Source organism: Pseudomonas sp. GW821-FHT10C09 (assembly GCF_059415465.1).
This window is the reverse complement of the sequence record NZ_JBWKNG010000024.1, coordinates 53804-75692: the sequence shown is the minus strand read 5'-3', so window position 1 is coordinate 75692 and position 21889 is coordinate 53804. Positions and strand designations below refer to the sequence as shown.

Annotated in this window: 22 protein-coding genes and 2 pseudogenes; 11 read left to right on the top strand and 13 right to left on the bottom strand. The window is 59.8% G+C overall.

The window, feature by feature from the left end; genetic code table 11:
* Positions 1 to 105: 105 nt before the first annotated feature.
* Both AC07N8_RS23335 and AC07N8_RS23330 read left to right on the top strand, forming a co-directional pair.
* Entirely contained in the window at positions 106 to 540 is a 435-nt protein-coding gene (locus tag AC07N8_RS23335) for a hypothetical protein (protein WP_483841411.1), read from the top strand.
* Positions 540 to 944: an META domain-containing protein gene (locus AC07N8_RS23330; RefSeq protein WP_483841412.1), complete on the top strand. Its 405-nt coding sequence runs from the start codon at positions 540 to 542 to the stop codon at positions 942 to 944. Before AC07N8_RS23335 ends, AC07N8_RS23330 begins: the two co-directional genes overlap by 1 nt.
* 185 nt (positions 945 to 1129) lie before the next feature.
* Here the strand turns inward: AC07N8_RS23330 and AC07N8_RS23325 are convergent, their stop codons facing one another.
* Positions 1130 to 1597, bottom strand: a complete 468-nt coding sequence (locus AC07N8_RS23325; RefSeq protein WP_493145935.1) for a TlpA disulfide reductase family protein — start codon at positions 1595 to 1597, stop codon at positions 1130 to 1132.
* A 114-nt stretch (positions 1598 to 1711) separates the two neighbouring features.
* Here AC07N8_RS23325 and arsC point away from each other — a divergent pair, with 114 nt between their 5' ends.
* From arsC to AC07N8_RS23310, 3 genes are read left to right on the top strand one after another with little or no spacing between them, the layout of a single operon-like run.
* Positions 1712 to 2065 carry an arsenate reductase (glutaredoxin) gene (arsC, locus tag AC07N8_RS23320; RefSeq protein ID WP_483841414.1) on the top strand — a complete coding sequence of 118 codons (354 nt, stop codon included), beginning with the start codon at positions 1712 to 1714 and terminating at the stop codon, positions 2063 to 2065.
* The gene (gene wrbA, locus AC07N8_RS23315; RefSeq protein WP_493145936.1) at positions 2062 to 2658 is read left to right on the top strand and encodes an NAD(P)H:quinone oxidoreductase; all 597 of its coding nucleotides are present in this window, start codon (positions 2062 to 2064) and stop codon (positions 2656 to 2658) included. The genes arsC and wrbA overlap by 4 nt, the downstream gene beginning before the upstream one ends.
* 1 nt (position 2659) lies before the next feature.
* Complete coding sequence (locus AC07N8_RS23310) at positions 2660 to 3085, top strand: DUF2069 domain-containing protein (RefSeq protein ID WP_059182318.1); 426 nt, start codon at positions 2660 to 2662, stop codon at positions 3083 to 3085.
* 88 nt (positions 3086 to 3173) lie between these two features.
* Here AC07N8_RS23310 and AC07N8_RS23305 read toward each other — a convergent pair whose 3' ends face one another.
* Positions 3174 to 3848 (bottom strand): DNA-3-methyladenine glycosylase I, encoded by a 675-nt coding sequence (locus tag AC07N8_RS23305; RefSeq protein ID WP_493145937.1) that lies wholly within the window; start codon positions 3846 to 3848, stop codon positions 3174 to 3176.
* A 130-nt stretch (positions 3849 to 3978) separates the two neighbouring features.
* Entirely contained in the window at positions 3979 to 4803 is an 825-nt protein-coding gene (gene ttcA, locus AC07N8_RS23300; protein WP_493145938.1) for a tRNA 2-thiocytidine(32) synthetase TtcA, read from the bottom strand.
* A gap of 314 nt (positions 4804 to 5117) precedes the next feature.
* Here ttcA and AC07N8_RS23295 point away from each other — a divergent pair, with 314 nt between their 5' ends.
* Both AC07N8_RS23295 and AC07N8_RS23290 read left to right on the top strand, forming a co-directional pair.
* Positions 5118 to 5720 carry a Yip1 family protein gene (locus AC07N8_RS23295; protein ID WP_008029348.1) on the top strand — a complete coding sequence of 201 codons (603 nt, stop codon included), beginning with the start codon at positions 5118 to 5120 and terminating at the stop codon, positions 5718 to 5720.
* A gap of 149 nt (positions 5721 to 5869) precedes the next feature.
* Positions 5870 to 6364, top strand: coding sequence for a SprT family zinc-dependent metalloprotease (locus tag AC07N8_RS23290; protein ID WP_140667407.1), 495 nt, complete (start codon positions 5870 to 5872; stop codon positions 6362 to 6364).
* Between the two features lie 120 nt (positions 6365 to 6484).
* On the opposite strand, the gene AC07N8_RS23285 is transcribed toward AC07N8_RS23290, so the two are convergent.
* Positions 6485 to 7666, bottom strand: coding sequence for a CaiB/BaiF CoA transferase family protein (locus tag AC07N8_RS23285; RefSeq protein WP_493145939.1), 1182 nt, complete (start codon positions 7664 to 7666; stop codon positions 6485 to 6487).
* 144 nt (positions 7667 to 7810) lie between these two features.
* A complete protein-coding gene (locus tag AC07N8_RS23280; RefSeq protein WP_123432822.1) occupies positions 7811 to 9145 on the bottom strand; it encodes a dicarboxylate/amino acid:cation symporter in 1335 nt (444 codons plus the stop codon).
* Positions 9146 to 9484: 339 nt separating this feature from the next.
* Here AC07N8_RS23280 and AC07N8_RS23275 point away from each other — a divergent pair, with 339 nt between their 5' ends.
* Positions 9485 to 10483 carry an AraC family transcriptional regulator gene (locus AC07N8_RS23275; RefSeq protein WP_493145940.1) on the top strand — a complete coding sequence of 333 codons (999 nt, stop codon included), beginning with the start codon at positions 9485 to 9487 and terminating at the stop codon, positions 10481 to 10483.
* A 152-nt stretch (positions 10484 to 10635) separates the two neighbouring features.
* Here AC07N8_RS23275 and AC07N8_RS23270 read toward each other — a convergent pair whose 3' ends face one another.
* Complete coding sequence (locus AC07N8_RS23270) at positions 10636 to 10998, bottom strand: DUF6124 family protein (RefSeq protein ID WP_493145941.1); 363 nt, start codon at positions 10996 to 10998, stop codon at positions 10636 to 10638.
* 393 nt (positions 10999 to 11391) lie between these two features.
* On the opposite strand from AC07N8_RS23270, the pseudogene AC07N8_RS23265 reads away from it, so the two are divergent.
* Positions 11392 to 11718: pseudogene (locus AC07N8_RS23265) on the top strand (helix-turn-helix transcriptional regulator); the annotation flags it as partial.
* A 152-nt stretch (positions 11719 to 11870) separates the two neighbouring features.
* Here AC07N8_RS23265 and AC07N8_RS23260 read toward each other — a convergent pair.
* From AC07N8_RS23260 to AC07N8_RS23240, 5 genes and pseudogenes are all read right to left on the bottom strand, one after another.
* Positions 11871 to 12234 (bottom strand): annotated as a pseudogene (locus AC07N8_RS23260) (DUF6124 family protein).
* A gap of 383 nt (positions 12235 to 12617) precedes the next feature.
* A complete protein-coding gene (locus tag AC07N8_RS23255; protein WP_493145942.1) occupies positions 12618 to 15065 on the bottom strand; it encodes a hypothetical protein in 2448 nt (815 codons plus the stop codon).
* Between the two features lie 150 nt (positions 15066 to 15215).
* A complete protein-coding gene (locus AC07N8_RS23250; RefSeq protein WP_483841420.1) occupies positions 15216 to 16562 on the bottom strand; it encodes an ATP-binding protein in 1347 nt (448 codons plus the stop codon).
* Positions 16559 to 17236: a response regulator transcription factor gene (locus AC07N8_RS23245; protein ID WP_140667415.1), complete on the bottom strand. Its 678-nt coding sequence runs from the start codon at positions 17234 to 17236 to the stop codon at positions 16559 to 16561. Before AC07N8_RS23245 ends, AC07N8_RS23250 begins: the two co-directional genes overlap by 4 nt.
* 54 nt (positions 17237 to 17290) lie before the next feature.
* Positions 17291 to 17596, bottom strand: coding sequence for a hypothetical protein (locus AC07N8_RS23240; RefSeq protein ID WP_493145943.1), 306 nt, complete (start codon positions 17594 to 17596; stop codon positions 17291 to 17293).
* A gap of 143 nt (positions 17597 to 17739) precedes the next feature.
* Here AC07N8_RS23240 and AC07N8_RS23235 point away from each other — a divergent pair, with 143 nt between their 5' ends.
* Together AC07N8_RS23235 and AC07N8_RS23230 are read left to right on the top strand one after the other, a co-directional pair.
* On the top strand, positions 17740 to 18531 hold the full coding sequence (locus AC07N8_RS23235; protein ID WP_493145944.1) for a dienelactone hydrolase family protein: 792 nt from the start codon (positions 17740 to 17742) through the stop codon (positions 18529 to 18531).
* Positions 18532 to 18686: 155 nt separating this feature from the next.
* Positions 18687 to 19412 carry a 4'-phosphopantetheinyl transferase family protein gene (locus AC07N8_RS23230; RefSeq protein ID WP_483841424.1) on the top strand — a complete coding sequence of 242 codons (726 nt, stop codon included), beginning with the start codon at positions 18687 to 18689 and terminating at the stop codon, positions 19410 to 19412.
* Between the two features lie 126 nt (positions 19413 to 19538).
* On the opposite strand, the gene AC07N8_RS23225 is transcribed toward AC07N8_RS23230, so the two are convergent.
* Together AC07N8_RS23225 and AC07N8_RS23220 are read right to left on the bottom strand one after the other, a co-directional pair.
* Entirely contained in the window at positions 19539 to 21149 is a 1611-nt protein-coding gene (locus AC07N8_RS23225; RefSeq protein ID WP_493145945.1) for an ATP-binding protein, read from the bottom strand.
* Entirely contained in the window at positions 21146 to 21868 is a 723-nt protein-coding gene (locus AC07N8_RS23220; RefSeq protein WP_493145946.1) for a response regulator, read from the bottom strand. The genes AC07N8_RS23225 and AC07N8_RS23220 overlap by 4 nt, the downstream gene beginning before the upstream one ends.
* Positions 21869 to 21889: the final 21 nt, after the last annotated feature.

The following is a 21889-nucleotide window of genomic DNA, read 5'->3' as shown; positions in this document are numbered from 1 at the left end:
GTGTGCCATGAGTCGACCGGTTATTTGAACCTGATCGAAGGTCATCTCCCCGCCCCATGCTGCGAGCAGGCCCGTGATAGCATACCGCGCATATTTGGAGGACCCATGGTCGAACACGATTTCCGCTATAGCCTGATGAACCCGCAACACACCCTCACCGAATGCCGCGCCCTTGTGCCGGGGCGTTATCAAGTTACCGGCAACGGCGGCTCGATTCGTAACAACGACGTGTTGGTTGTGACCCTCAAAGGCGCCAAGGACTTGTCCATGCGCCTGACCGTCGAAACGGTTCGCCACTTGATCAATCCGCCTGGCCAATGGGTCGCGGTGGCCAGTGGTCCGGTATTCGGTGAACTGGCGATCCACACATGGAAAGTCAACTGCGACAGCTGCGCCAAAGAGCTGAACTTCGAGTTTGCGGTCGACGCCAAGCTGGGCAACAAGGCTGAAAAGCCCGCTGCCACCGCGCGGATCGCCGAGTTGGGCTGGACCACCGTGGGTGAGAAGCACCAGTGCCCGACATGCCAGGAGCCCGCGTGATGAAACGCCTCGCCCTGACCACCCTGGTCGGTGCCAGCCTGCTGGGCTGCGCCGCCGAGCCGGTGCAACTGCAACAAAACCGTAGTTACATTCTGGAATGGATCGGCGAACGTCCGTTGATGGATTACAGCCACCTGACCATCACCCTGGGTGACGACGGCCGGGCCTATGGCAACGGCGGCTGCAACCATTGGTTCGCGCCGTACACCCTGGAAGGCGACAAGCTGAGCTTCGGCCAGATCGGCAGCACCCGCAAGCTGTGTGCGCCAGCGATCATGGAGCAGGAAAAACGCTTCTTGCAGGCGCTGGAAGGCGTGCAGCGCTGGGACATTTCCCCGATCGAGCAGATGCGCTTCTGGCCGGCCGAAGGCAAGCCGCTGCGTTGGTGGCTTGAAGAGGGTTGATCACCCTGCTGCAACCTGAAAACAACTGTGGCGAGGGGGCTTGCCCCCGTTGAGCTGCGAAGCGGCCCCAAAATCTCTGATATACCAAAGATCTTGTGAGCGCTACGCACTCAAACGGGGGCAAGCCCCCTCGCCACAACAGCTCCCTCGCCACAAAATCCCGTCAGGCACAGACCTGCACCCGATCACTTGACCGCCTGCAACGCCTCAAGCTTCGCCATCACCCCCGCCGCCGTCTGCTCACCCATCAGCTGTTCGCGAACCTTGCCCTTGTTATCGATGATGTACGTCACCGGCAGGGCCTCACTACGTGGCAGTTCAAAAAGATCAGCCGGGTCTGAAGCCAGTACCGTGAACCTGATCCCCAGTTTCTCGCTGGCGCTCTTCAGCTCTTCACCCTGCACGTTGTCGAAATTGACCCCGAACACGCCGATCTTCTTGTCCTTCAATTGATCGGCCAACGCGTTCAACTGCGGAATTTCGGTCCGGCAAGGGCCGCACCATTCAGCCCAGTAATTAAGCACCACCCATTGTTTGTCGAGGCGCTCGGAGGCTACTTTCTGGCCGTTCTGGTCGACGCCATAGTCATTGCCGCAGCCCCCCAGCATCAACGCCCCGATAATCGCCAATGCCGCTGCCAGTCGCCTTGTCATGTGGTAATCCTTGCTCAAAATTGAATGCGCCTGCGACCCATCGCCTCGCAAGGTTCTGGATTGCGCGCTGCACAGTTAGAATAGCCGCCACTTTACGCAAGAAGCGACCCGCACATGACCGATCTGACGCTTTATCACAACCCGCGCTGCTCGAAATCCCGCGGTGCGCTCGAACTGCTCGAAGCCCGTGGCCTGACCCCGACCGTGGTCCGCTACCTCGAAACCCCACTGGACGCCGCGCAAATCCAGAGCCTGCTGAGCAAGCTCGGCCTCAGCGCCCGGCAACTGCTGCGCACCGGTGAGGACGAGTACAAAACCCTCAACCTGGCGGACAGCAGCCTGAGCGAAGCGCAATTGATCGCGGCCATCGCGGCGCACCCGAAACTCATGGAGCGTCCGATTCTTGAAGTCGGCAACAAAGCCGTCATCGGCCGTCCGCCGGAGCAGATCCTGGAGTTGCTGCCGTGAGTGCGCCCTACATTCTGGTTCTGTATTACAGCCGCAGCGGCTCGACCAATGAAATGGCCCGGCAGATTGCCCGCGGCGTCGAGCAGTCCGGGATGGAAGCACGCCTGCGCACCGTGCCGGCGATTTCCACCGAATGCGAAGCCGTGTCACCGGACATTCCGGACGAAGGCGCGCTGTACGCCAGCCTCGACGACCTGAAGAACTGCGCGGGCCTGGCCCTGGGCAGCCCGACCCGTTTCGGCAACATGGCCGCGCCGCTCAAGTATTTCCTCGATGGCACCAGCAACCTGTGGCTGACCGGCGCGCTGGTGGGCAAGCCGGCGGGCGTGTTCACCTCCACGGCGAGCCTGCACGGCGGCCAGGAAACCACGCTGCTGTCGATGATGTTGCCGCTGTTGCACCACGGCATGCTGATCACCGGTCTGCCTTACAGCGAATCGGCATTGCTGGAAACCCGTGGCGGCGGCACGCCGTACGGCGCCAGTCATCACGCCGGGGCCGATGGCAAAAGCGCTTTGAATGAACATGAAGTGGCGCTGTGCCGGGCCTTGGGCCTGCGGTTGGCGAAGACTGCGCAAAAACTGGGGAACTGACGTGGCCAAGAAGCCGAAGATTCTACCGTCCATTGAATGGCTTGAGCCGCGGGTGCGGGCGATGCGCGTCATCAGCCTGCTGTGCTTTTTCGGTCTGGTTGGGCTGTTGTGTGCCTACTACCTGGTGTTCGCCGATCTGCATGGCGCACGGCCGTGGGTGATTCTGCTGATCGAGCTGGTGCCGCTGCTGTTGCTGGCGCCGGGGATGATCATCGGCAGTGCGCGCGGGCATTCGTGGATGTGTTTTGTGGTGAACCTGTACTTCATCAAGGGCGCGCTGGCGGCGTATGACCCGAATCGGCAGTTGTTTGGGTTGCTGGAGATGGGTGCGAGCCTGGCGGTGTTTTGCTCGGCGTTGTTGTATGTGCGGTGGCGGTTTCAGCTCAATCGCAAGCTTGCCGGTGAAGGTGAAATTTCCGTCGCCTGATCTGACGCCTTCGCGAGCAGGCTCGCTCCCACCAGGACCGCGTGAACCCTGTGGGAGCGAGCCTGCTCGCGAATGCCGCGACTCGGTTTTAATGATTCACTGTGTAAGCCAGCATCATCGAAATCTGGCTCATCGCCCGCCCGCCACTCTGTTCATGCCACTGGTTGAACACATCCTGCACCAAGGCCAGATCGCGCAAACTGGTCGGCACCTTGTCGACGATCTTCTGCGCATTCAACGCCGCGACCACGTCGTAGCTCGGCACAAACGTGTCCTTGCCGACCATGCGCAAGAAGCGCGGTGCCGACAGCCCGCCCAATTGATGGCCGCGCTTTTTCAGGTAGGTCCACAACCCGACGATATCCGTCACCGGCCAATCGGCAATCAGCGCACCGAAGCTGCCCTTCTCATGCGCGACGTCCAGAATGAACTGCGCATTGCGCGGCACGCTTTTGAGCTTGCCCAAGTGGCGGATGATTCGCGCGTCCTGCATCAAGCGCTCGAGGTGTTCGGCGCTCATCAGCACGACTTTTTCCGGGTCGAACTTGAAGAACACTTCTTCGAAGGCCGGCCACTTGGCGTCCACCAGACTGTGCTTGAGGCCGGCACGAAACACTCGCAGGGCCATGGTCGACAGGTAACGGTCGTCGCTGATCTTGCGCAATTGTGCCGGGGTTTTCGGAACGGGCAGATTGGCTTCCAGTTCAGCTGCTGACCCGAAGCGGTTCAGACAGTATTCGTGCAGCCACTTGTAATCGCGCATGCCCTCTCCTGAGGTATTAAACAAAAAACCAAATGTGGGAGCGAGCCTGCTCGCGAAGAGGGAGTATCAGTCAACCTATTCGTTGAATGACACACCGCTTTCGCGAGCAGGCTCGCTCCCACAGTTTTAATCAGAGGTTTACCACGTTGACGAAGCGCGAAGCCGCCGTCTCGTCGATCTTGAGGCTGGTGAAATCAAACAGGTTGCGATCCGCCAATTGTGACGGCTGCACATTTTGCAGGCTGCGGAAAATGCTTTCGGTACGGCCCGGGGTCTTGCGCTCCCAGTCTTGCAGCATGTCCTTGACCACCTGGCGTTGCAGGTTTTCCTGGGAACCGCAGAGGTTGCACGGGATGATCGGGAACTGCTTGAAATCCGAATAGGCCTGGATGTCTTTTTCGTTGCAGTACGCCAGCGGACGGATCACCACGTTGCGACCATCATCGGCGCGCAGTTTAGGCGGCATGGCCTTGAGCGAACCGTTGAAGAACATGTTGAGGAAGAACGTCTCGACGATGTCGTCCCGGTGATGACCGAGGGCCATTTTGGTCGCGCCGATTTCGTCGGCAAAGGTGTACAGCGTGCCGCGACGCAGGCGCGAGCACAGCGAGCAGGTGGTCTTGCCCTCGGGAATAAGCTCCTTGACCACCGAGTAAGTGTCCTTCTCGACGATGTGGTACTCGATGCCCAGTTCCTTGAGGTAGGCCGGCAGCACGTGCTCCGGGAAACCTGGCTGCTTCTGGTCCATGTTCACGGCCACGATCTCGAACTTGATCGGGGCGACCTTCTGCAAGTGCATCAGCACGTCGAGCAGGGTGTAGCTGTCCTTGCCACCGGACAGGCAGACCATGACCTTATCGCCGTCTTCAATCATGTTGAAATCGGCAACAGCCTCACCGGCCTGACGGCGAAGGCGCTTTTGCAGTTTGTTCTGGTTAACCGTGAGAGTGCCCATGACGCGAATCCGTGAGGTGTGACGAAAGGCCGGCATTTTACGCAAAAACCCATCAGGGGCGAAGTGCCTGGGGCTTCACTTTATCTGGGTTCAGCATCCCCCTGTGGCGAGGGATCTGCGTGCACAGACCCGTCGGCGATTAACAGAGATCTTTACAGCGCGATTTGCTCTAAGCCCCTATCACCTGTGCGGGTAAGTCCTTTCTATACTGCGACATAAGGTCGCATTCAAATCCAGACCTTTACTTACGTGGCCACTTTGGCCTGTAGGCGCTCCACTGGGGGGCGACGGTAAAAACAAGAGGAGTGACTGGCATGATCCATCACGTAGTGGGGCTCTTCACCCACCCCGACCAGGAATGGAAAGAAATCCGTGGCGACCAAGAGGAAAGCATCAGCCACATGTACCTGACCCACACGCTGATTCTGGCGGCGATCCCCGCCGTGTCCGCGTTTATCGGCACCACGCAAGTCGGCTGGGTTATCGGCAGCCGTGCCCCGGTGATGCTGACGCAGGAAAGCGCGCTATGGATGACGATCATGTCGTACGTGGCGATGCTCGGCGGTGTTGCGGTGATGGGGGCGTTCATCCACTGGATGGCTCGCACCTATGACGCCAACCCGAGCCTGGCCCGTTGCGTTGCGTTTGCGACCTACACCGCGACCCCGCTGTTCATCGGCGGTCTGGCGGCGCTGTACCCACACATGTGGTTGGGGATGATCGTCGGGACGGCGGCCATCTGCTACACGGTGTACCTGCTGTACGTGGGGCTACCCACTTTCATGAACATTCCATCAGACGAGGGGTTCCTGTTTTCAAGTTCGGTGCTTGCGGTAGGCCTGGTGGTGCTGGTTGCCATCATGGCGTTCACAGTCATTGTCTGGGGACTCGGCGTGGGGCCGGTCTATACGAATTAATGCTGCTTTCCACCCAAAAACTAGATCTGCCAATACAGGCCGCCGCAAGGCGGCCTTCTAATGCCGGGGGTGACGACCATTCGGCGCCTCGGCGATTCGCAAGACTCCAGGGTTGCGGCATACTCGACGTCTCTGGAGATCCATCAAGCATGCCCGAGCAACTCAATACCCGCGTCGAAGACTGTTACCTACTCGCCGAATCCTTTTTCAAACGCACTTTCAAACGCCCCGTGGTGAGCCTCAAGCTGCGTGGTCAAAAAGCCGGTGTCGCGCATTTGCACGAGAACCTGTTGCGCTTCAACCCTCAGCTGTACCGGGAAAACACCGAAGACTTCCTCAAGCAAACCGTGGCCCACGAGGTCGCGCACCTGATCGCTCATCAACTGTTTGGCGACCGTATCCAGCCACACGGTGAAGAGTGGCAACTGATCATGCGCGGCGTGTACGAACTGCCGCCCAATCGCTGCCACACCTACGACGTCAAACGCCGCAGCGTGACGCGCTATATCTACAAATGCCCGTGCGCGGACAGCGATTTCCCGTTTTCGGCGCAGCGCCATGGTTTGGTGCGCCAGGGCCGGCGGTATCTGTGCCGGCGGTGTCGGAGCACGTTGGTGTTCAGTGGGGAGATGCGGGTCGAGTAGCAAGATTTGCGGTGCATGTGCCGGCCCTTTCGCGAGCAGGCTCGCTCCCACAGGGGATTTTCGGCGTGACACAAATCCAGTGTGGGAGCGAGCCTGCTCGCGAAGGGGCCTTGGCATTCACTACACAACCACCTTGGCACGCCGCAACTCGGCAATCCGCTGCGCATCAAACCCCAACTCCCCCAACACCTGATCCGTATGCTGCCCCAGCGCCGCACCGATATGCCGGGGCTCAGGCAAGCCATCCGAAAACTTCAACGGACAGGCCATCTGCGCCTGAGTCGTCCCGTCACCACGGGGTACTTCGGCCACCAGCTCCCGCGCCTTCAGCTGTGGATGCGCAATCGCCTCACCCAGATTCAACACCGGCTCAACACACGCATCCAGTTCAGCAAACAGGCCGCACAACTCGCCAAAGTCATGTTTCTCGAATTCACTCTTCAACGCTTCCTTGAGCTTTTTCTGGTCCGCAGGCTTTGGCGACAAGCCCAAGGGTGACAACTCCTCCAGCCCCAGCGCCGTACACAGTTGCTTCATGAACGCGGGCTCCAGGCTGCCCACCGATAACCAGCGTCCATCCCGTGAACGGTAATAGTCATAGAAGCTGCCGCCATTGAGCATCTGGTCTTCCCTGCCCGGCTCCACGCCGCAGGCCAGGTACCCGGCGCCAGCCATGGCGTTCAGGCTGAACGCGCAATCGGTCATGCTCACGTCCAAATGCTGGCCCTGCCCGGTTTGCTGCCGGGCGATCACCGCCGCGAGCAGGCCGATGACCCCGTGCAGCGAGCCACCGGCGACATCCGCCACTTGCATGCCCAACGGCAGCGGCCCGCTGTCGGCGCGGCCGGTGTAGCTGGCCAGTCCCGCCAGCGCCAGGTAATTGATGTCGTGGCCGGCGCGGTCCTTGTAGGGGCCGGTCTGGCCATAACCGGTAATCGATACGTAGATCAGCTTTGGATTGATCGCCTTCAAGGCTTCATACCCCAGCCCCAGGCGTTCCATCACGCCGGGGCGGAACTGCTCCAGCACGATGTCGTAGTCGGCCAGCAACTGCTTGATCACCGCCAGCGCCTCGGGGTGCTTGAGGTCCAGCGCCAGGCTGCGCTTGTTGCGATTGAGGTAGGCGTGACTCGCGGACACCCCCTGATCATGCGGCGGCAGCACCCGCAGCAGATCCATGCGGGTCGGCGATTCGATGCGCAACACCTCGGCGCCCATGTCCGCCAGCAACAACGAGGCAAACGGCCCCGGTAACAGTGTCGAAAAATCCAGAACCTTGAGTGATGCCAATGGCCCGAGCATGAACGATCTCCGTGAACGATGCCTCCAGCCTAGGCAGCCATTGGCATTGCAGCAATCACCCGAAGTGTCAGCAAAGGTGACCGTTGCGCTCAAATTGCGGACAAGAAAAAACCCGCCGAAGCGGGTTTTTCATTGCAACGCGTGTTACTTGACGTTGGTTGGGGTTGGGCCTTCGGCCACGCCCAGGTCGTCTTCTACGCGCTCGTCGGAGATGCCGCGACCGCCAGAAGCCAGTTCAGCGTGCATCACGTCAACGTCCAGTTCCTTGACCCACTTGGCCACAACCAGGGTGGCAACGGCGTTACCCACCAGGTTGGTCAGGGCGCGGGCTTCGGACATGAAACGGTCGATACCGAGGATCAGCGCCAAGCCGGCAACCGGCAAGTGGCCAACGGCGGACAAGGTAGCGGCCAACACGATGAAACCACTACCGGTCACGCCGGCAGCGCCTTTGGAAGACAGCAGCAACACCACCAACAGGGTGATCTGGTGGGTGATGTCCATGTGGGTGTCGGTCGCCTGAGCGATGAACACGGCCGCCATGGTCAGGTAGATCGCGGTGCCGTCGAGGTTGAACGAGTAACCGGTCGGGATCACCAGACCCACGACGGATTTCTGCGCGCCCAGGCGTTCCATCTTGATCAGCATGCGAGGCAGTACCGATTCCGAAGAAGAAGTACCCAGCACGATCAGCAGTTCTTCACGGATGTAGCGAATCACTTTCAGCACGCTGAAGCCGTGAGCGCGAGCAATGCCGCCCAGTACGACCAGCACGAACACGACGCATGTGATGTAGAAGCAGGCCATCAACTGACCCAGCTGCACCAGCGAGCCGACACCGTAGGCGCCGATGGTGAACGCCATGGCGCCGAAGGCACCCAGTGGCGCGAGCTTCATGATCATGTTGATGATGTTGAACATCACGTGGGCAAAACGATCGATGAAGTCCAGCAGCGGGCGGCCGTAGGCACCCAGGCGATGCAGGGCGAAACCGAAGATCACCGAGAACATCAGCACTTGCAGGATATCGCCAGTGGCGAACGCGCCGAAGATGGTGTTCGGGATCACGTTCAGCAGGAAGCCAACCACGCTTTGATCAGCGCCAGCGGCCACATACTGAGCCACTTTGGAGGCATCCAGCGTGGTCACGTCGATGTGCATGCCGGCACCCGGCTGGACGATGTTGACCACCACGAGACCGACCAACAGTGCGATGGTCGAAACGATTTCGAAGTAGAGCAGCGCGTAACCACCGGTCTTGCCGACCGATTTCATGTCCTGCATACCGGCGATACCGCTGACCACGGTGCAGAAGATGATTGGGGCGATGATCATTTTGATCAGCTTGATGAACCCGTCACCCAGCGGCTTGAGGGCCACACCAGTCTGCGGATAAAAGTGACCGATCAAAACGCCGATAATGATGGCAACGATCACCTGGAAATACAGGGATTTATACAGTGGCTGACGAGTCGTCATTGCAAAGTTCCTCAAGAGTGCCCGGTGACAACATCCACCTGTTGTCCCTGACACCTGAATTGCGAACCCTCCTGCTTCTGGAGGGATTTGTTTTTCGAGCTGCGCGACGGCAGGCATCTGCTCGTTGTATCGCAAGGCCCGTGCCACCTTCGCCAAAATCCCTGCAAGCCTTTTGACATCAAGGGCTGCAGGTTTTTCTTCGTCACTGAGTGGTGACACCGATGTGGCGGATTTCCGCCCATCCACCCAACCTCGTCCGGCAATTTGGCGGATATCCGCCTTGTTCCTCGACGGTCAGCGCGGCTACCATCCGTCGTTCAATGGACGGACCTGCCTTCTATGCGCGAACGCACCATCGCCAGTCATTTCGCCCGTGCCGTTCTCGGTGGCGCACGCCGGCTGGGTTATGACTATTCAAACCTGTTGCAGCAACTGGGCATCAGTCCCGAGCTGCTGGACGAACCGCGTGCGCGTATCGCACCTGAGCAGTTCACCCGATTGATCCAGGGCCTGTGGCTGGCACTGGACGACGAATACCTCGGATTCGGGCCGGTCGCGAGTAAAACCGGCAGCTTCGCCATGATGTGCCACGCCGTGATCCACTGCCGCAATCTGGATAAAGCACTGCATCGCGGCTTATTGTTTTATAGCTTATTCCCCGACGGTCCGCGTCTGACCCTGAGCCACGAAGGCGAAATGATCCGCCTGAGCCTCGACGATTCGAAGTTCCAGGACCCGGACCATTTCCTTACCGAAAGCCAGTTGATGGTGTGGCATCGGCTCGGCAGCTGGCTGATTGGCCAGCGCATGCGCCTGGAACAGGCGACGTTCAGTTACCCAAGACCCGAACACGGCGCCGAATACGACTTGCTGTTCCCCTGCCCGATGGTGTTTTCCTCGGCGCAGAGCAGCCTGCTGTTTCACAGTCGCTACCTGAACATGCCGCTGTTGCAGGACGAACGCACCCTCAAGCACTTCCTCGAACACTCCCCCGCCGACCTGCTGTCACGCCCGGATGACGGCGACAGCCTGAGCAGCCAGTTGCGCCGCTTGCTCAGCCGCGACAGCGCTCGCTGGCCGGACCTGGAAGCGGTGGCCGCGCACATGCACATCAGCCCGCAAACCTTGCGTCGGCATTTGCGCGAGGAAGGCACGAGTTTTCAGGAATTGAAGGATCAGCTAAGGCGCGACATTGCGATTTATCACCTGGGGCGCGCGGATTTGTCGTTGCAGCAGATTGCCGAGCAGTTGGGGTTTTCCGAGCCTTCGGCGTTTCATCGGGCGTTCAAGAAATGGACCGGGGTGACGCCTGGGGCTTATCGCGCGCAGGAGAATTGATTTTTGCGTTGAATTGACTGGCCTCTTCGCGAGCAGGCTCGCTCCCACAGTTGATCTCGGATATTCACAAATAGTGTGGTCACTGAAGATCCCTTGTGGGAGCGAGCCTGCTCGCGAAGAACGATGACGCGGTCTACCTGACTCAATATCGGCTAAGGCGGATCAAGCCTGTCCAGCATCCGGTTCACCGCCAGTTCCCCCAGCATCACAACCTGCGCAATCCCCAGCACCGTGTTGCGCTGCGTCCCCTCCACCTGCCCCGCAAATTCACTGAGCATCACACTCGCCGACGCCATGGTTTCACAGGCGCTGACCAACAGGGTTTCATCATTGGTGTCGGGCCCGACGAAGTAAATCGTGCTGGGCTTGCGGGCGGTGTCTTTGGGAGTGACCGGTTTGAGGTAGTAATCGAGGGCGCGGTCGGCGGCTTTGTTGAGTTTTTTGGAATCGGGGGTTTCGTAGGGGGAGACGTCGTCGGTGTCGGTTTCTGGCGGGTTGGGAGTGATCTTGAACATGTGCAGCTCCGTGGTTGATTGAGCCGCCACGGCTTATCGCTAAACAAGTAAAGGTGGCGGCTGTACGCAGGTTAGCGATCCGGGACACAGAAACCCCGGGTAGACCTCGAGGGGTCTCCCACGCACAGCCGCCATTACGCGAATTGCAGCTTTTGCGTCTGTGTAGGGGATCGGATCGCTAAACCCGATCGCTGATTCGTCAGCGACCCGCAAACGATAGAACCCACGCCCCAGACGCACAAGCCGGCGGATTCTGGCGTAGTCGTAGGCAACGGCGCAAGGATGTGTAGCCTGAGCGAGTGTCTGGAGATGTTTTTTAAACATCACCGTTTAATGCTCACTCAGGCCATAAGGAAAACCAGATCAGCCAGAAGAATAAATGCGTCCCCTTTTCCCGATGACGGCGACAGGCTGAGCAGCCAGTTGCGCCGCTTGCTCAGCCGCGACAGCGCTCGCTGGCCGGACCTGGAAGCCGTGGCCGCGCACATGCACATCAGTCCGCAGACCTTGCGTCGGCATTTGCGCGAGGAAGGCACGAGTTTTCAGGAATTGAAGGATCAGCTAAGGCGCGACATTGCGATTTATCACCTGGGGCGCGCGGATTTGTCGTTGCAGCAGATTGCCGAGCAGTTGGGGTTTTCCGAGCCTTCGGCGTTTCATCGGGCGTTCAAGAAATGGACCGGGGTGACGCCTGGGGCCTATCGCGCACAGGAGAATTGATTTTTGCGTTAAATCAACTGGCCCCTTCGCGAGCAAGCCCGCTCCCACAGTTGATCTCGGATATTCACAAATAGTGTGGTCACTGAAGATCCCTTGTGGGAGCGAGCCTGCTCGCGAAGAACGATGACGCGGTCTACCTGACTCAATAACGGCTAAGGCGGATCAAGCCTGTCCAGCATCCGGTTCACCGCCAGTTCCCCCAGCATCACCACCTGCGCAATCCCCAGCACCGTGTTGCGCTGCGTCCCCTCCACCTGCCCCGCAAATTCACTGAGCATCACACTCGCCGACGCCATGGTTTCACAGGCGCTGACCAACAGGGTTTCATCATTGGTGTCGGCCCCGACGAAGTAGATCGTGCTGGGTTTGCGGGCGGTGTCTTTGGGAATGACCGGTTTGAGGTAGTAATCGAGGGCGCGGTCGGCAGCTTTGTTGAGTTTTTTGGAATCGGGGGGTTTCGTAGGGGGAGACGTCGTCGGTGTCGGTTTCTGGCGGGTTGGGAGTGATCTTGAACATTTGAAGCTCCTAGAGTTATGGAGCCGCTACTCATCGCTGCTAAACGAAAAACGGGTGGCGGCTATGCGCGGGTTAGCAGACCAGGACTCTAGAACCCGGCGCACCGAAGTGCCCCACGCAAAGCCGCCATAAAACGACGGACGTTGTGCATCTAGAGAGATCCGGGCTGCTAAACCCGATCGCTGATTGGTCAGCGACGGGATAACGATAGGACCCAAGCCTTAGACACACAAGCCGGCGGATTCTGGCGTAGTCGTAGGCAACGGCGCAAGGATGTGTAGCCTGAGTGAGTGTCTGGAGATGTGTTTTAAACATCGCCGTTTAATGCTCGCTCAGGCCTCACGGGACGCAACTTCGGATAAATAAATACGTCCTCTTTTTCGCTAATTAACCGTGTTCCAGTAACGAGGCAGCACCGATAAGACATCGGACGCTGTATCTCTGAGCGTCCATTCGGTCCGCCCCATATTGGGATGTATGGAAGCGGTAGAGGCAGGGGAGACTCCTGACGTACTTCCGGCTAAAACAAGCACGCCGGACATACCGTAGTTTATTTGATTGATGTAAATCATCCGATCATAGGGTAAGGCCTGGCACGTCACGCGAAAGATAATCGGCCCTCTTTCGGAAACCGTGACAGGTATCCTGCTGCCGCTTGGATAGCTACCTCCCAACTGTCTGGTGATGGACACCAGAATCGGTGGCACAGCCGCGATGACTCGAATGGTCCAGTTTTCGGACGTACCGCGAGTGTCTTTCGCACTATAGATATGGTCGCCTACCAAGAGCCCCGCGATCGGAAGCTCCCAATGCCCTCCAGTCGCAGTAACCCGCCCCTTTAATTGCCCACTGTCGTAGATCTCGACGACCGCCCCCTCCTGCGCGGTTCCTGATAGTTTCACCGAGCGGGCCACAGTCTCCGTCCCTGGCGAAATGATCCGGTCGGAGGTGTCTCTGACCATCGTAATGGCAGGCAAGATGAGTGCTTCGGCCTTGATTGTGTAAGTGCAAATCGGAAAGGTGACGAGAGTCGCGCCCTCAGCAATTTGAATCTTGAACGTTGCCGTTACCGAACTGCCATTCTTGAGCGTTTTCAACCAGCCAATCGGTGCCGGCCGAATCAGCGGCAGTCCTCCGTCATGCGGTTGCCCTACGAGGTCGTCGAAAGTAGTCCTGCCATTTATGTCGACGCCTGCATATTGCAACCAACAAGTATTCGTCCCGCTGGATTGAGGCCACCATGCTGCAATCCGCAGCTTATCCGACGCCTGCATTTTGGTTACATCCAACTGTCCAGCTACTGCTCCATCGATCGCTGGGGTCGGAAACCGCGTGTCGCCATCGGCTATTCGTAGCACGCTCAATACCAGCGGCCCTGACTGGGCAATCTGCTCCCCGCCGCGTATCAGCCTCCAGCGCAGTCGGAACTCCTTGCCGTAGTGCGTGCTGAGGAATGCCGCATCAAGGTCGAAGTTGGCCCGAAAGTTCTTGTTCAGCGTCACCACCGCAAACGGCGGGGAATCCGGCGGCTGGTTGACCTCAAACAGTTGCGCCTGACCACCTTTTTGGTCAGTGAGGTGTTCTACACGCACTTTCACTCCGGCCAGGAACTTCAGTAAATCGATCGGGTTAGTGGCTGGCGCGACCAGTAGCGGTGCACTCAATTTAACGAGGCTTTCACCAATGACCGGCGCCTTGGCGGGCAACGAAGTGGCGATGACCTTCCCCCCCTGGACCTGTTCGTAAATCACTGACACGGCGCCGCCCTTCAAAACCTTAGCCACAGGAACTTGCAGTTTGTAGGTGAAAGGCAGTCGCGTTACGGGCGTCTCGACGGTATGCGTGACTGGCAATCCTGTTTCCGGGGTGCAGGTGTAAGTCACCCGGATCGTGTCATTGGCCGCCCACAGGGGTGAAAATACGTGAACCAGCACATAGAGAAAGTCCTTCACCTTGCCCAGGTCAATTGTCTCTGGATCATCGGCCGGATCGTCCGGATTCTCGCTCAAATCAGGGGCCGTCAATGTGACTCGTTCAGTATTGACATTAGCCGTGATGACGCTCGACCAACGCCGCTTATGGGTCGGGTTTTTTACCTGATCAACCGCGGTGAAGGAGAACGGAAACTCAGGACGACTACCGGCCCGTTCGAACATGCTGCGGGTGACGGTGATCACGAACGGTTTACCCTCGTCACCCGGTTGTACCGTGAAGGTGAAACGTTCGCGATTAAGCTCGAGCGTGATGACGTCGTAAGCCCTCTTGAACGGATAATACAACGTGACCGCCACACCTCGATCCACCTCGTCCTTGCCGATCTGAGGCGGGTTTCCCAGTTCGGGCGGCAGGCTGATGCGCAGGTCGGGATGAGCCCCTGTATCGGGAAGGTCGTTCCCACCGGGAAGGTCGCGATGATAGAGCGCCCATGATTCGGTTGAGGGGCCACTGTTGCCGCTGGTGCGCTCAACCTCGTACATAAAACGATGCACCCCGTCATTCAGCAGCGACTGAAAGACGTTGAAATACACAGGGTCGTTCTGATCGGCCGGGGCCACCGGTTTGCGCTCGATCAACTGCCACTGCGTATCCTGGGGCCCCTGCACGTACAGCGCAATGTCGAGATAGTTTCCACCCAATGGCGGATCGACCACAGCCTGTACCGCCCCTTCCCGACTGTCCCTTCTGAGGACCTCCCTGAAACTCGCTTGCGGCAAGCCCTCCACCGGTACCCCGACGGGAGGCGCTGGCGTGACAATAACGCCGGGGGTAGCACCGGCAAATTTCACCGGGGCGTTGACCAGCACACCAGGGGTTGATTCATTGGCCGTCATGGGACACCTTCCTTCTCAATGAGCCCATGTTTGCAGGGGCTTTGAGGGGTGATCAGACACCCGGAGAAGGAAGCTTGGCTACTGTCAGAAATAACAGGTGCAGGCCCTTTTACGACGAATGGTCACTACCTTAAGTCGTTCTTGCCTTCATCAAACCACCGGAAAATGAATCCGGAACGCCGCCCCACCCATCGGCGAATCCCCCAGCGTCAGCTTGGCGCTGTAGCTTTCGATAATGTCCTTGACCACCGCCAGCCCGATCCCCTGCCCCGGATGCTGACGGTCCAGCCGCTCACCCCTTTGCAGAATCCGCGCGCGCTGATCCGCCGGCACCCCCGGCCCGTCATCCTCGACACACAACTCCACCCCGCTCAGCGTTTCTCGCACGCTGATACGCACTTCACCCAGGCACAGCCGATAAGCGTTTTCCAACAGGTTGCCCATCATTTCCAGCAAGGCGCCCTGCTCGATTGGCACGTAACACGGTTGCGGCAGATCGAAGGCGACGCGTACGCGTTTGTCGCGGTAGACCTTGTCCAGTGTGTCGCACAGGCTTTGCAGCACCGGTTGCAGGCGCACCTGGTGTCGCACCAGACCGCTTTTGCGCAGGCTGGCGCGTTGCAGTTGGTAGCTGATTTGTTGGCTCATGCGTTCGATCTGGGTTTGCAGCACCCAGGCCTGATCGCGGTTCTCCGGGCGCTGGGCCATGTCTTCGCTGACGCCTTGCAGCACGGTCAGCGGGGTTTTCAGGCTGTGGGCCAGGTCGTCGAGGGAGTCGCGGTAACGGCTGCGCTGTTCGCGCTCGCTGTGCAGCAAGCGGTTGAGGGAGCCGGTCAGGCGCAACAGTTCGCGCGGGTGTTGTTCGCTAAGGCTTTCGAGGGTGCCGCTTTCGATTTCGTCGAGTTCCTGGCTAAGCCGGCGCAACGCCTGCAAGCCCCAGGTCAGACCGATCCACAGCAACGACAGCAACACCAGCAAGGCCGCGCCGAAGCCGAGGTAGAGGTTTTCGCGCAGGCCTTCGAGGGTGTTTTCGTACTCGCGCACCGGTTGCAGCGTGACGATACTGAACGCCGCGCTTTTGCCGCCGAGCAGCTTGACCTCGACGTCATAGACGAAGAATTCCTGCCCGTTGGACTCGCGAATCCGCGCGAACTCATTGCCGCGGCCGTCGTAGCGCGGTTTGTAGTTGATCAGTTCTTGCCCGGTGGCTTTCGACCGCCAGACCAGGTGACCTTCGCGGTCGAAGATGTAGCCGAGCAAGCGGCTGTCGGTCAGGTTGAAGCGCTCATCGGGCAATTGCGCCGGCATTTGCAGGGAGTTGTTTTCCACCCGTGCGGCGGAGATCAGCGTGGTGACATCCGAGGCCAGGCGTTGCTCGATCGAGTCCTGCAACGCCAGGCTGAACGCGCCCTGCATCGCCGGCAGCAACGCCAACATGAACAACACCGCCAACAGTGTGGCGGCGAGCATCAAGCGAACGCGAAGGGAACGAATCAAGTGCAACGCTCATTGAACAGGTAGCCGAGGCCGCGCACGGTGTCGATCGGTTTAAACCCGCCCGGGCCTTCGAGTTTGCGGCGCAGACGGCCGACCAGCACTTCGATGACGTTCGGATCGCGCTCGTCGTCATCGGGATAGAGCTGCTCCATCAAGCGGTCCTTGGCCACCACTTGCTGGTGATGACGCATGAGGTATTCGAGGATCCGGTACTCATAAGCGGTCAGCGCCAGCGGTTGTTCATCAAGGGACGCTTGCTTGCGATTGAGGTCCAGCAACAGCGGCCCGGCGACGATGGTCGACTGGGTGAAACCGCTGGAGCGGCGCAGCAAGGCATTCAGGCGCGCATCGAGTTCTTCGAACTGGAACGGCTTGACCACGTAATCGTCGGCGCCGGCGGCGAGGCCTTCGACCTTGTCCTGCCAGTTGCCGCGCGCGGTGAGGATCAGGATCGGAAAGGTCTTGCCCTGCGTGCGCAGTTGCCGGATCAAGTCGAGCCCGCCCATCCCCGGCAGGCCGAGGTCGATCACCGCCAGGTCAAAGTTGAACTGTCCGGTCTGGTACAGCGCCTCTTCGGCATTGGCCACGGATTCGACCACGTGGCCGCTTTCGGTCAGGCGGGTTTGCAGGTGATGGCGCAACAGCGCTTCATCTTCGACGACCAGCAGTTTCATAACGCTCTCCCGGGCAAAACGACATCTCCAATGGCACAACGGCGCATCCAACGGTCAGGACAGATCATAGCGGCCCATCAGGTCTTGCTGATTAAGTTTAATGCCATTGTGCGAGACCGACACGTTGGCATAACCGGCACGGTAATCGGCCGGGGTGGCGGGTTGGCCCAAATGCGCACTCCAGGCGCTTTCATGGCCCACGGTGCTGACCGTGCTGAAGCTGTTCAGCGTGAGGGATCTTTTGACCTTCTCGTTGGTCTTCCCAAGAGCAAGGCTGGCAATGACGTCATCGGAGGCAAGCGCGGCGGTGCTGGCGCTCAGGACGGTGAAAGCCAGAATCAGGTTTTTAAAGCCAGTCATTAGGGAATTTCCTCATGCGCAGGTGCTTTGGGTACGAGCCACCTTACTCACCTGCCCCTGAACTGCCCCTGAACGCAGACTGAACCTGAGCTGAACCAGATCACTGCGGCTATTCTGATGAATCCATTGCAGGAGATCCGACCATGCGCGTAATCCTCGCCCTCTGCTTGCTGGTGTTGAGCGCCCTGACTCAGGCCGCTATCAAGACTGAAGAAATCCCTTATCAAAGTGCCGACGGCACAAAAATGATCGGCTACTACGCCTACGATGACGCCATTAAAGGCCCGCGCCCCGGCGTGGTGGTGGTGCATGAGTTCTGGGGGCTGAACGACTACGCCAAGCGCCGCGCCCGCGACCTCGCCGGTCTGGGCTACAGCGCGCTGGCCATCGACATGTACGGCGATGGCAAGAACACCGAGCATCCGAAGGACGCGATGGCGTTCATGCAGGAAGTGCTCAAGGACAGCTCGGCCTCCGCCGTGCGCTTTCAGGCCGGACTTACCCTGTTGGAGCAACAACCGCAAACCGACCCGCAAAAAGTCGCGGCTATTGGTTACTGCTTTGGCGGCGGTGTGGTGCTGAATGCGGCGCGTCAGGGTGCCCCGCTGCTGGGGGTGGTGAGTTTCCACGGCGCGCTGGCAACCAATACGCCAGCAACCCCTGGCAATGTGAAAGCGAAAATCCTGGTGGAGCATGGGGCGATGGACAGTATGGTCACGCCGGATGCGGTGGCGGCGTTCAAGGCTGAAATGGACAAGGCTGGCGCTGACTATAAATTCGTCAGCCTTGAGGGCGCCAAGCATGGGTTCAGCAATCCGGATGCGGACCGGTTGAGCCATGGCGATCATGGTGGGCCGGATATCGGGTACAACAAAGCGGCGGATGAGCGTTCCTGGGCGGATATGCAGGCGTTTTTCAAAAAGATATTTGGTTAGACCGCGGCGCGGCCATTCGCGAGCAGGCTCGCTCCTACAGGGATTTGTGTCGCTACGCAGATCCAGTGTGGGAGCGAGCCTGCTCGCGAAGGCCGCACCGCCAATCCAGACCTTTGCACTACCCAGCCCGAGAGCAACCCGGCAAAATGCCCGCCATGAATCCCACCCCCGCCCTTCCCGCCTGCTGCACCCCGCTCGATGCCCATTGGCCGCTGCCGTTTGTGCTGCCCGATACGGTGTTGCTGAGTACCCACTTCGACAGCTCGCAACTGGCCAACGATGATTTCCGGCGCAGTGCCATCGAGCCGCCGGCGAGCATTCAGCGCTCGGTCGCCAAGCGTCAGGCCGAGTTTCTTGCTGGACGGGTGTGCGCTCGGGCTGCACTGCAACAATTGGAAGGCCTGAGTTTTATCCCGGCCATCGGCGAAGACCGGGCGCCGGTGTGGCCCGCGCACATCGCCGGCTCCATCACCCACAGCACCGGCCGGGCGGCAGCGATTGTCGCGAGGAAAACCGATTGGCGCGGGTTGGGGATGGACCTGGAAAACCTGCTCAACCCGGAACGGGCCGAGCGCCTGGCCGGGGAAATCCTCACGCCGCCAGAGTTGCAGCGCATGGCGGCCGGTCATCGCGATGATCTGGCGCTGTTGGTGACACTGACGTTTTCGGTGAAGGAAAGCCTGTTCAAGGCGCTGTACCCGATTGTTCAGCAGCGCTTTTATTTTGAACATGCCGAGGTGCTGGAATGGACCGAGGCCGGTGAGGTGCGGTTGCGGTTGCTGACGGATTTGTCGGGTGAGTGGCGTAATGGCACGGAGCTTGAGGCGCAGTTTGGGGTGATGGATGGGCAGCTGTTGAGTCTGGTCAGTATCAAGGCCTGAAGAGGTGTGGTGTTTGGGCCGGCCTCTTCGCGAGCAGGCTCGCTCCCACATTGGATCTATGCATCACCACAAATCCCTGTGGGAGCGAGCCTGCTCGCGAAGGCGGCCTATCATTCACCACAAATCTCAGCGCTTCTCCTGATTGCGCGGCCAACTCAAACTGAAACAGGCCCCTCCCAGACTCTTGCTCTTGCTGATCAACGCCCGTCCGTCATGCCAATGAATAATCCGCCGCACAATGGACAACCCCAACCCATGCCCGCCCGAAGCGCGGGTACGGCTGTCATCCAGGCGCAGGAATGGCGTGAAAATCCGCTCCCAGGCCAACTCCGGAACACCCGGCCCGTCATCCTCGACGTCCACCCGGCAACGCTGCTGCCCCACCTGATAACTCACGGTCACCCGCGACGAGGCGTGGCGCATGGCGTTGCTGACGAGGTTCTGGATGGCCCGATGCAAGTAACGCGGTTCCGCCTCGACCCAGGCGTCATCGCAATCTGCCGCCGACAAACACAACCCACGCTGCACGGTGACCTCGGCGCGTAACGGCGCCAGTTCTTCGATCACTTGATTGACCAGCGCATCCAGATCGATCCGCTGGAAATTCAGTGCCGGCGCGCCCTGCTCCAGCCGCGCGTAGGTCAGCATCTCATCGACCAGTTTGTCGAGGTCCTCGATGTCGTGGTCCATGCCTTCGCGGTATTTCTCCAGCTGCTGCGGCGTGGTGGCCGAGCCGATCATTTCCAGGCCGAAACGCAGGCGCGCCACGGGCGTGCGCAATTCGTGGGACACGGCGCGCACCAGTTCTCGCTGGATCGCCAGCAATTGCTGCAAGTGCTCGGCCATGCCGTTGAACGCCGCGGCCAATCGCCCCACCGAGTCGGCACCGCGGGCCGGCACGCGGGTCTCGAGGCTGCCCTTGGCGATGCGCGTGGCAGCCGCTTCCAGACCGCGCAATCGGCGCTCCAGTTGCCGCACCAGCAGGTAGACGATCAAACCGATCAGGCTCAACCCGAGCGCCGCGATCAACACCAGCCATTCCGGCGGATAAGGATTCATCTGGTACAGCGGACCGATCTCCAGCACCCACGGCGTCCCGACCATGCCGGCAAATACGCGGATCGAGTCGCCGCCCTTGCCCAGCGCCATCACCGTGTCGCCCTCGGACACCCGGCGGCTCTGGTCTTCGTCCATGTCCGCCTGCTCGACCTTGACCAGGCGCAAGTCGAAACCAAAACCCTTGTCTTCTTTCAGCAGCGCCAGCCGCTCGGGTTGCTCCGCCACCGGGTAGCGCACCAGTTCATCGACCAGCAGGTAAATAGTGGCACGGGCCAATTGTTCGCTGATCTGCTGCACCTCGCCGGTGAGCACCAATTGCTCCTTGTCGCTGACCAGGCGATAGACCTTGGCCGCGTGCGGGCCGGTCTGCTCCACCAGCGCCTGACCGCGCAGCACGCGGGTGCGCTGGGTGAGGTCGAGGTCGGTCTGGGCAAACGTGGTCAGCGCCAATGGAATCCCGAGCAAGCGCTCCCAGACCAGCAAGGCGCGGTGGCGCTCGGTTTCGTTCATCGGCTTGAGGTTGTCGGCCATCAACGAAAACGTGCCGTGGGCCAGGCGCTCGCGGTATTGCTCGCTGCGCACTTCGTTGAGCAGATGCAACGCCAACACGCCGAGCACTGCAACCAACACCAGCGCCGCGCACATGCCACCATAAATGCGCAGGAAGATCGAGTTCACAGCGACGGGTCTACGCAGGCTTCGGGAACGAACAGATAGCCCTTGCTGCGGATGGTCTTGATCAGTCGCGGATGCTCGGGATCATCGCCGATTTTCGGGCGGATACGCGAGATACGTACATCGATGGAACGGTCCTGGCCGTCATAACCGATGCCACGCAACGCGGTAAAAATCTCTTCCCGGGACAGGATGCGCCCGGCATTGGCCACCAGCAGCCAGAGCAGGTCGAACTCGGCGCTGGTCAGCTCGATGCCGTTGTCATTCAACCAGGCTTCACGCAACGCGTTGTCCACCACCAGCGGACCGAACTGCAGACGCCGCTGTTTTTCCGGGATGGGCTCGGGGGCTTCGCTGCGGCGCAACAGGGCCTGGATGCGCGCCAGCAACAGGCGCGGACGCACGGGTTTGCAGACGTAGTCGTCGGCACCGAGGTCGAGGCCGAGGATCTGGTCGGTGTCGTCCGTGCGGGCGGTGAGCATCAGGATCGGGCCGTCATATTTGTCGCGGACCTTGCGGCAGATGCTAAGGCCGTCTTCGCCCGGCAGCATCAGGTCGAGAATCACCAGGTCCGGTTTCTCTTTAATGATGCGTGCCGCCGCCAGCGCACCGTTGCCTTCGATTGAAACGCGCAGGCCATTGGCTTCCAGGTAATCACGGGTCAGTTCGGCCAGACGCTGGTCGTCCTCCACAATCAATACCTGCCAGGCTTCTTGCTCCACGGTGACCTCTGCTTGCCAACA

Bases quoted from the DNA above. Each gene is read 5' to 3' on its own strand.
- AC07N8_RS23230 (WP_483841424.1), top strand. From the start codon at position 18,687: ATGAATCCCACCCCCGCCCTTCCCGCCTGCTGCACCCCGCTCGATGCC.
- arsC (WP_483841414.1), top strand. From the start codon at position 1,712: ATGACCGATCTGACGCTTTATCACAACCCGCGCTGCTCGAAATCCCGC.
- AC07N8_RS23295 (WP_008029348.1), top strand. From the start codon at position 5,118: ATGATCCATCACGTAGTGGGGCTCTTCACCCACCCCGACCAGGAATGG.
- ttcA (WP_493145938.1), bottom strand. From the start codon at position 4,803: ATGGGCACTCTCACGGTTAACCAGAACAAACTGCAAAAGCGCCTTCGC.
- AC07N8_RS23330 (WP_483841412.1), top strand. From the start codon at position 540: ATGAAACGCCTCGCCCTGACCACCCTGGTCGGTGCCAGCCTGCTGGGC.
- AC07N8_RS23285 (WP_493145939.1), bottom strand. From the start codon at position 7,666: ATGCTCGGGCCATTGGCATCACTCAAGGTTCTGGATTTTTCGACACTG.
- AC07N8_RS23335 (WP_483841411.1), top strand. From the start codon at position 106: ATGGTCGAACACGATTTCCGCTATAGCCTGATGAACCCGCAACACACC.
- AC07N8_RS23275 (WP_493145940.1), top strand. From the start codon at position 9,485: ATGCGCGAACGCACCATCGCCAGTCATTTCGCCCGTGCCGTTCTCGGT.
- AC07N8_RS23325 (WP_493145935.1), bottom strand. From the start codon at position 1,597: ATGACAAGGCGACTGGCAGCGGCATTGGCGATTATCGGGGCGTTGATG.
- AC07N8_RS23255 (WP_493145942.1), bottom strand. From the start codon at position 15,065: ATGACGGCCAATGAATCAACCCCTGGTGTGCTGGTCAACGCCCCGGTG.
- AC07N8_RS23270 (WP_493145941.1), bottom strand. From the start codon at position 10,998: ATGTTCAAGATCACTCCCAACCCGCCAGAAACCGACACCGACGACGTC.
- AC07N8_RS23245 (WP_140667415.1), bottom strand. From the start codon at position 17,236: ATGAAACTGCTGGTCGTCGAAGATGAAGCGCTGTTGCGCCATCACCTG.
- AC07N8_RS23240 (WP_493145943.1), bottom strand. From the start codon at position 17,596: ATGACTGGCTTTAAAAACCTGATTCTGGCTTTCACCGTCCTGAGCGCC.
- AC07N8_RS23235 (WP_493145944.1), top strand. From the start codon at position 17,740: ATGCGCGTAATCCTCGCCCTCTGCTTGCTGGTGTTGAGCGCCCTGACT.
- AC07N8_RS23290 (WP_140667407.1), top strand. From the start codon at position 5,870: ATGCCCGAGCAACTCAATACCCGCGTCGAAGACTGTTACCTACTCGCC.
- AC07N8_RS23280 (WP_123432822.1), bottom strand. From the start codon at position 9,145: ATGACGACTCGTCAGCCACTGTATAAATCCCTGTATTTCCAGGTGATC.
- AC07N8_RS23305 (WP_493145937.1), bottom strand. From the start codon at position 3,848: ATGCGCGATTACAAGTGGCTGCACGAATACTGTCTGAACCGCTTCGGG.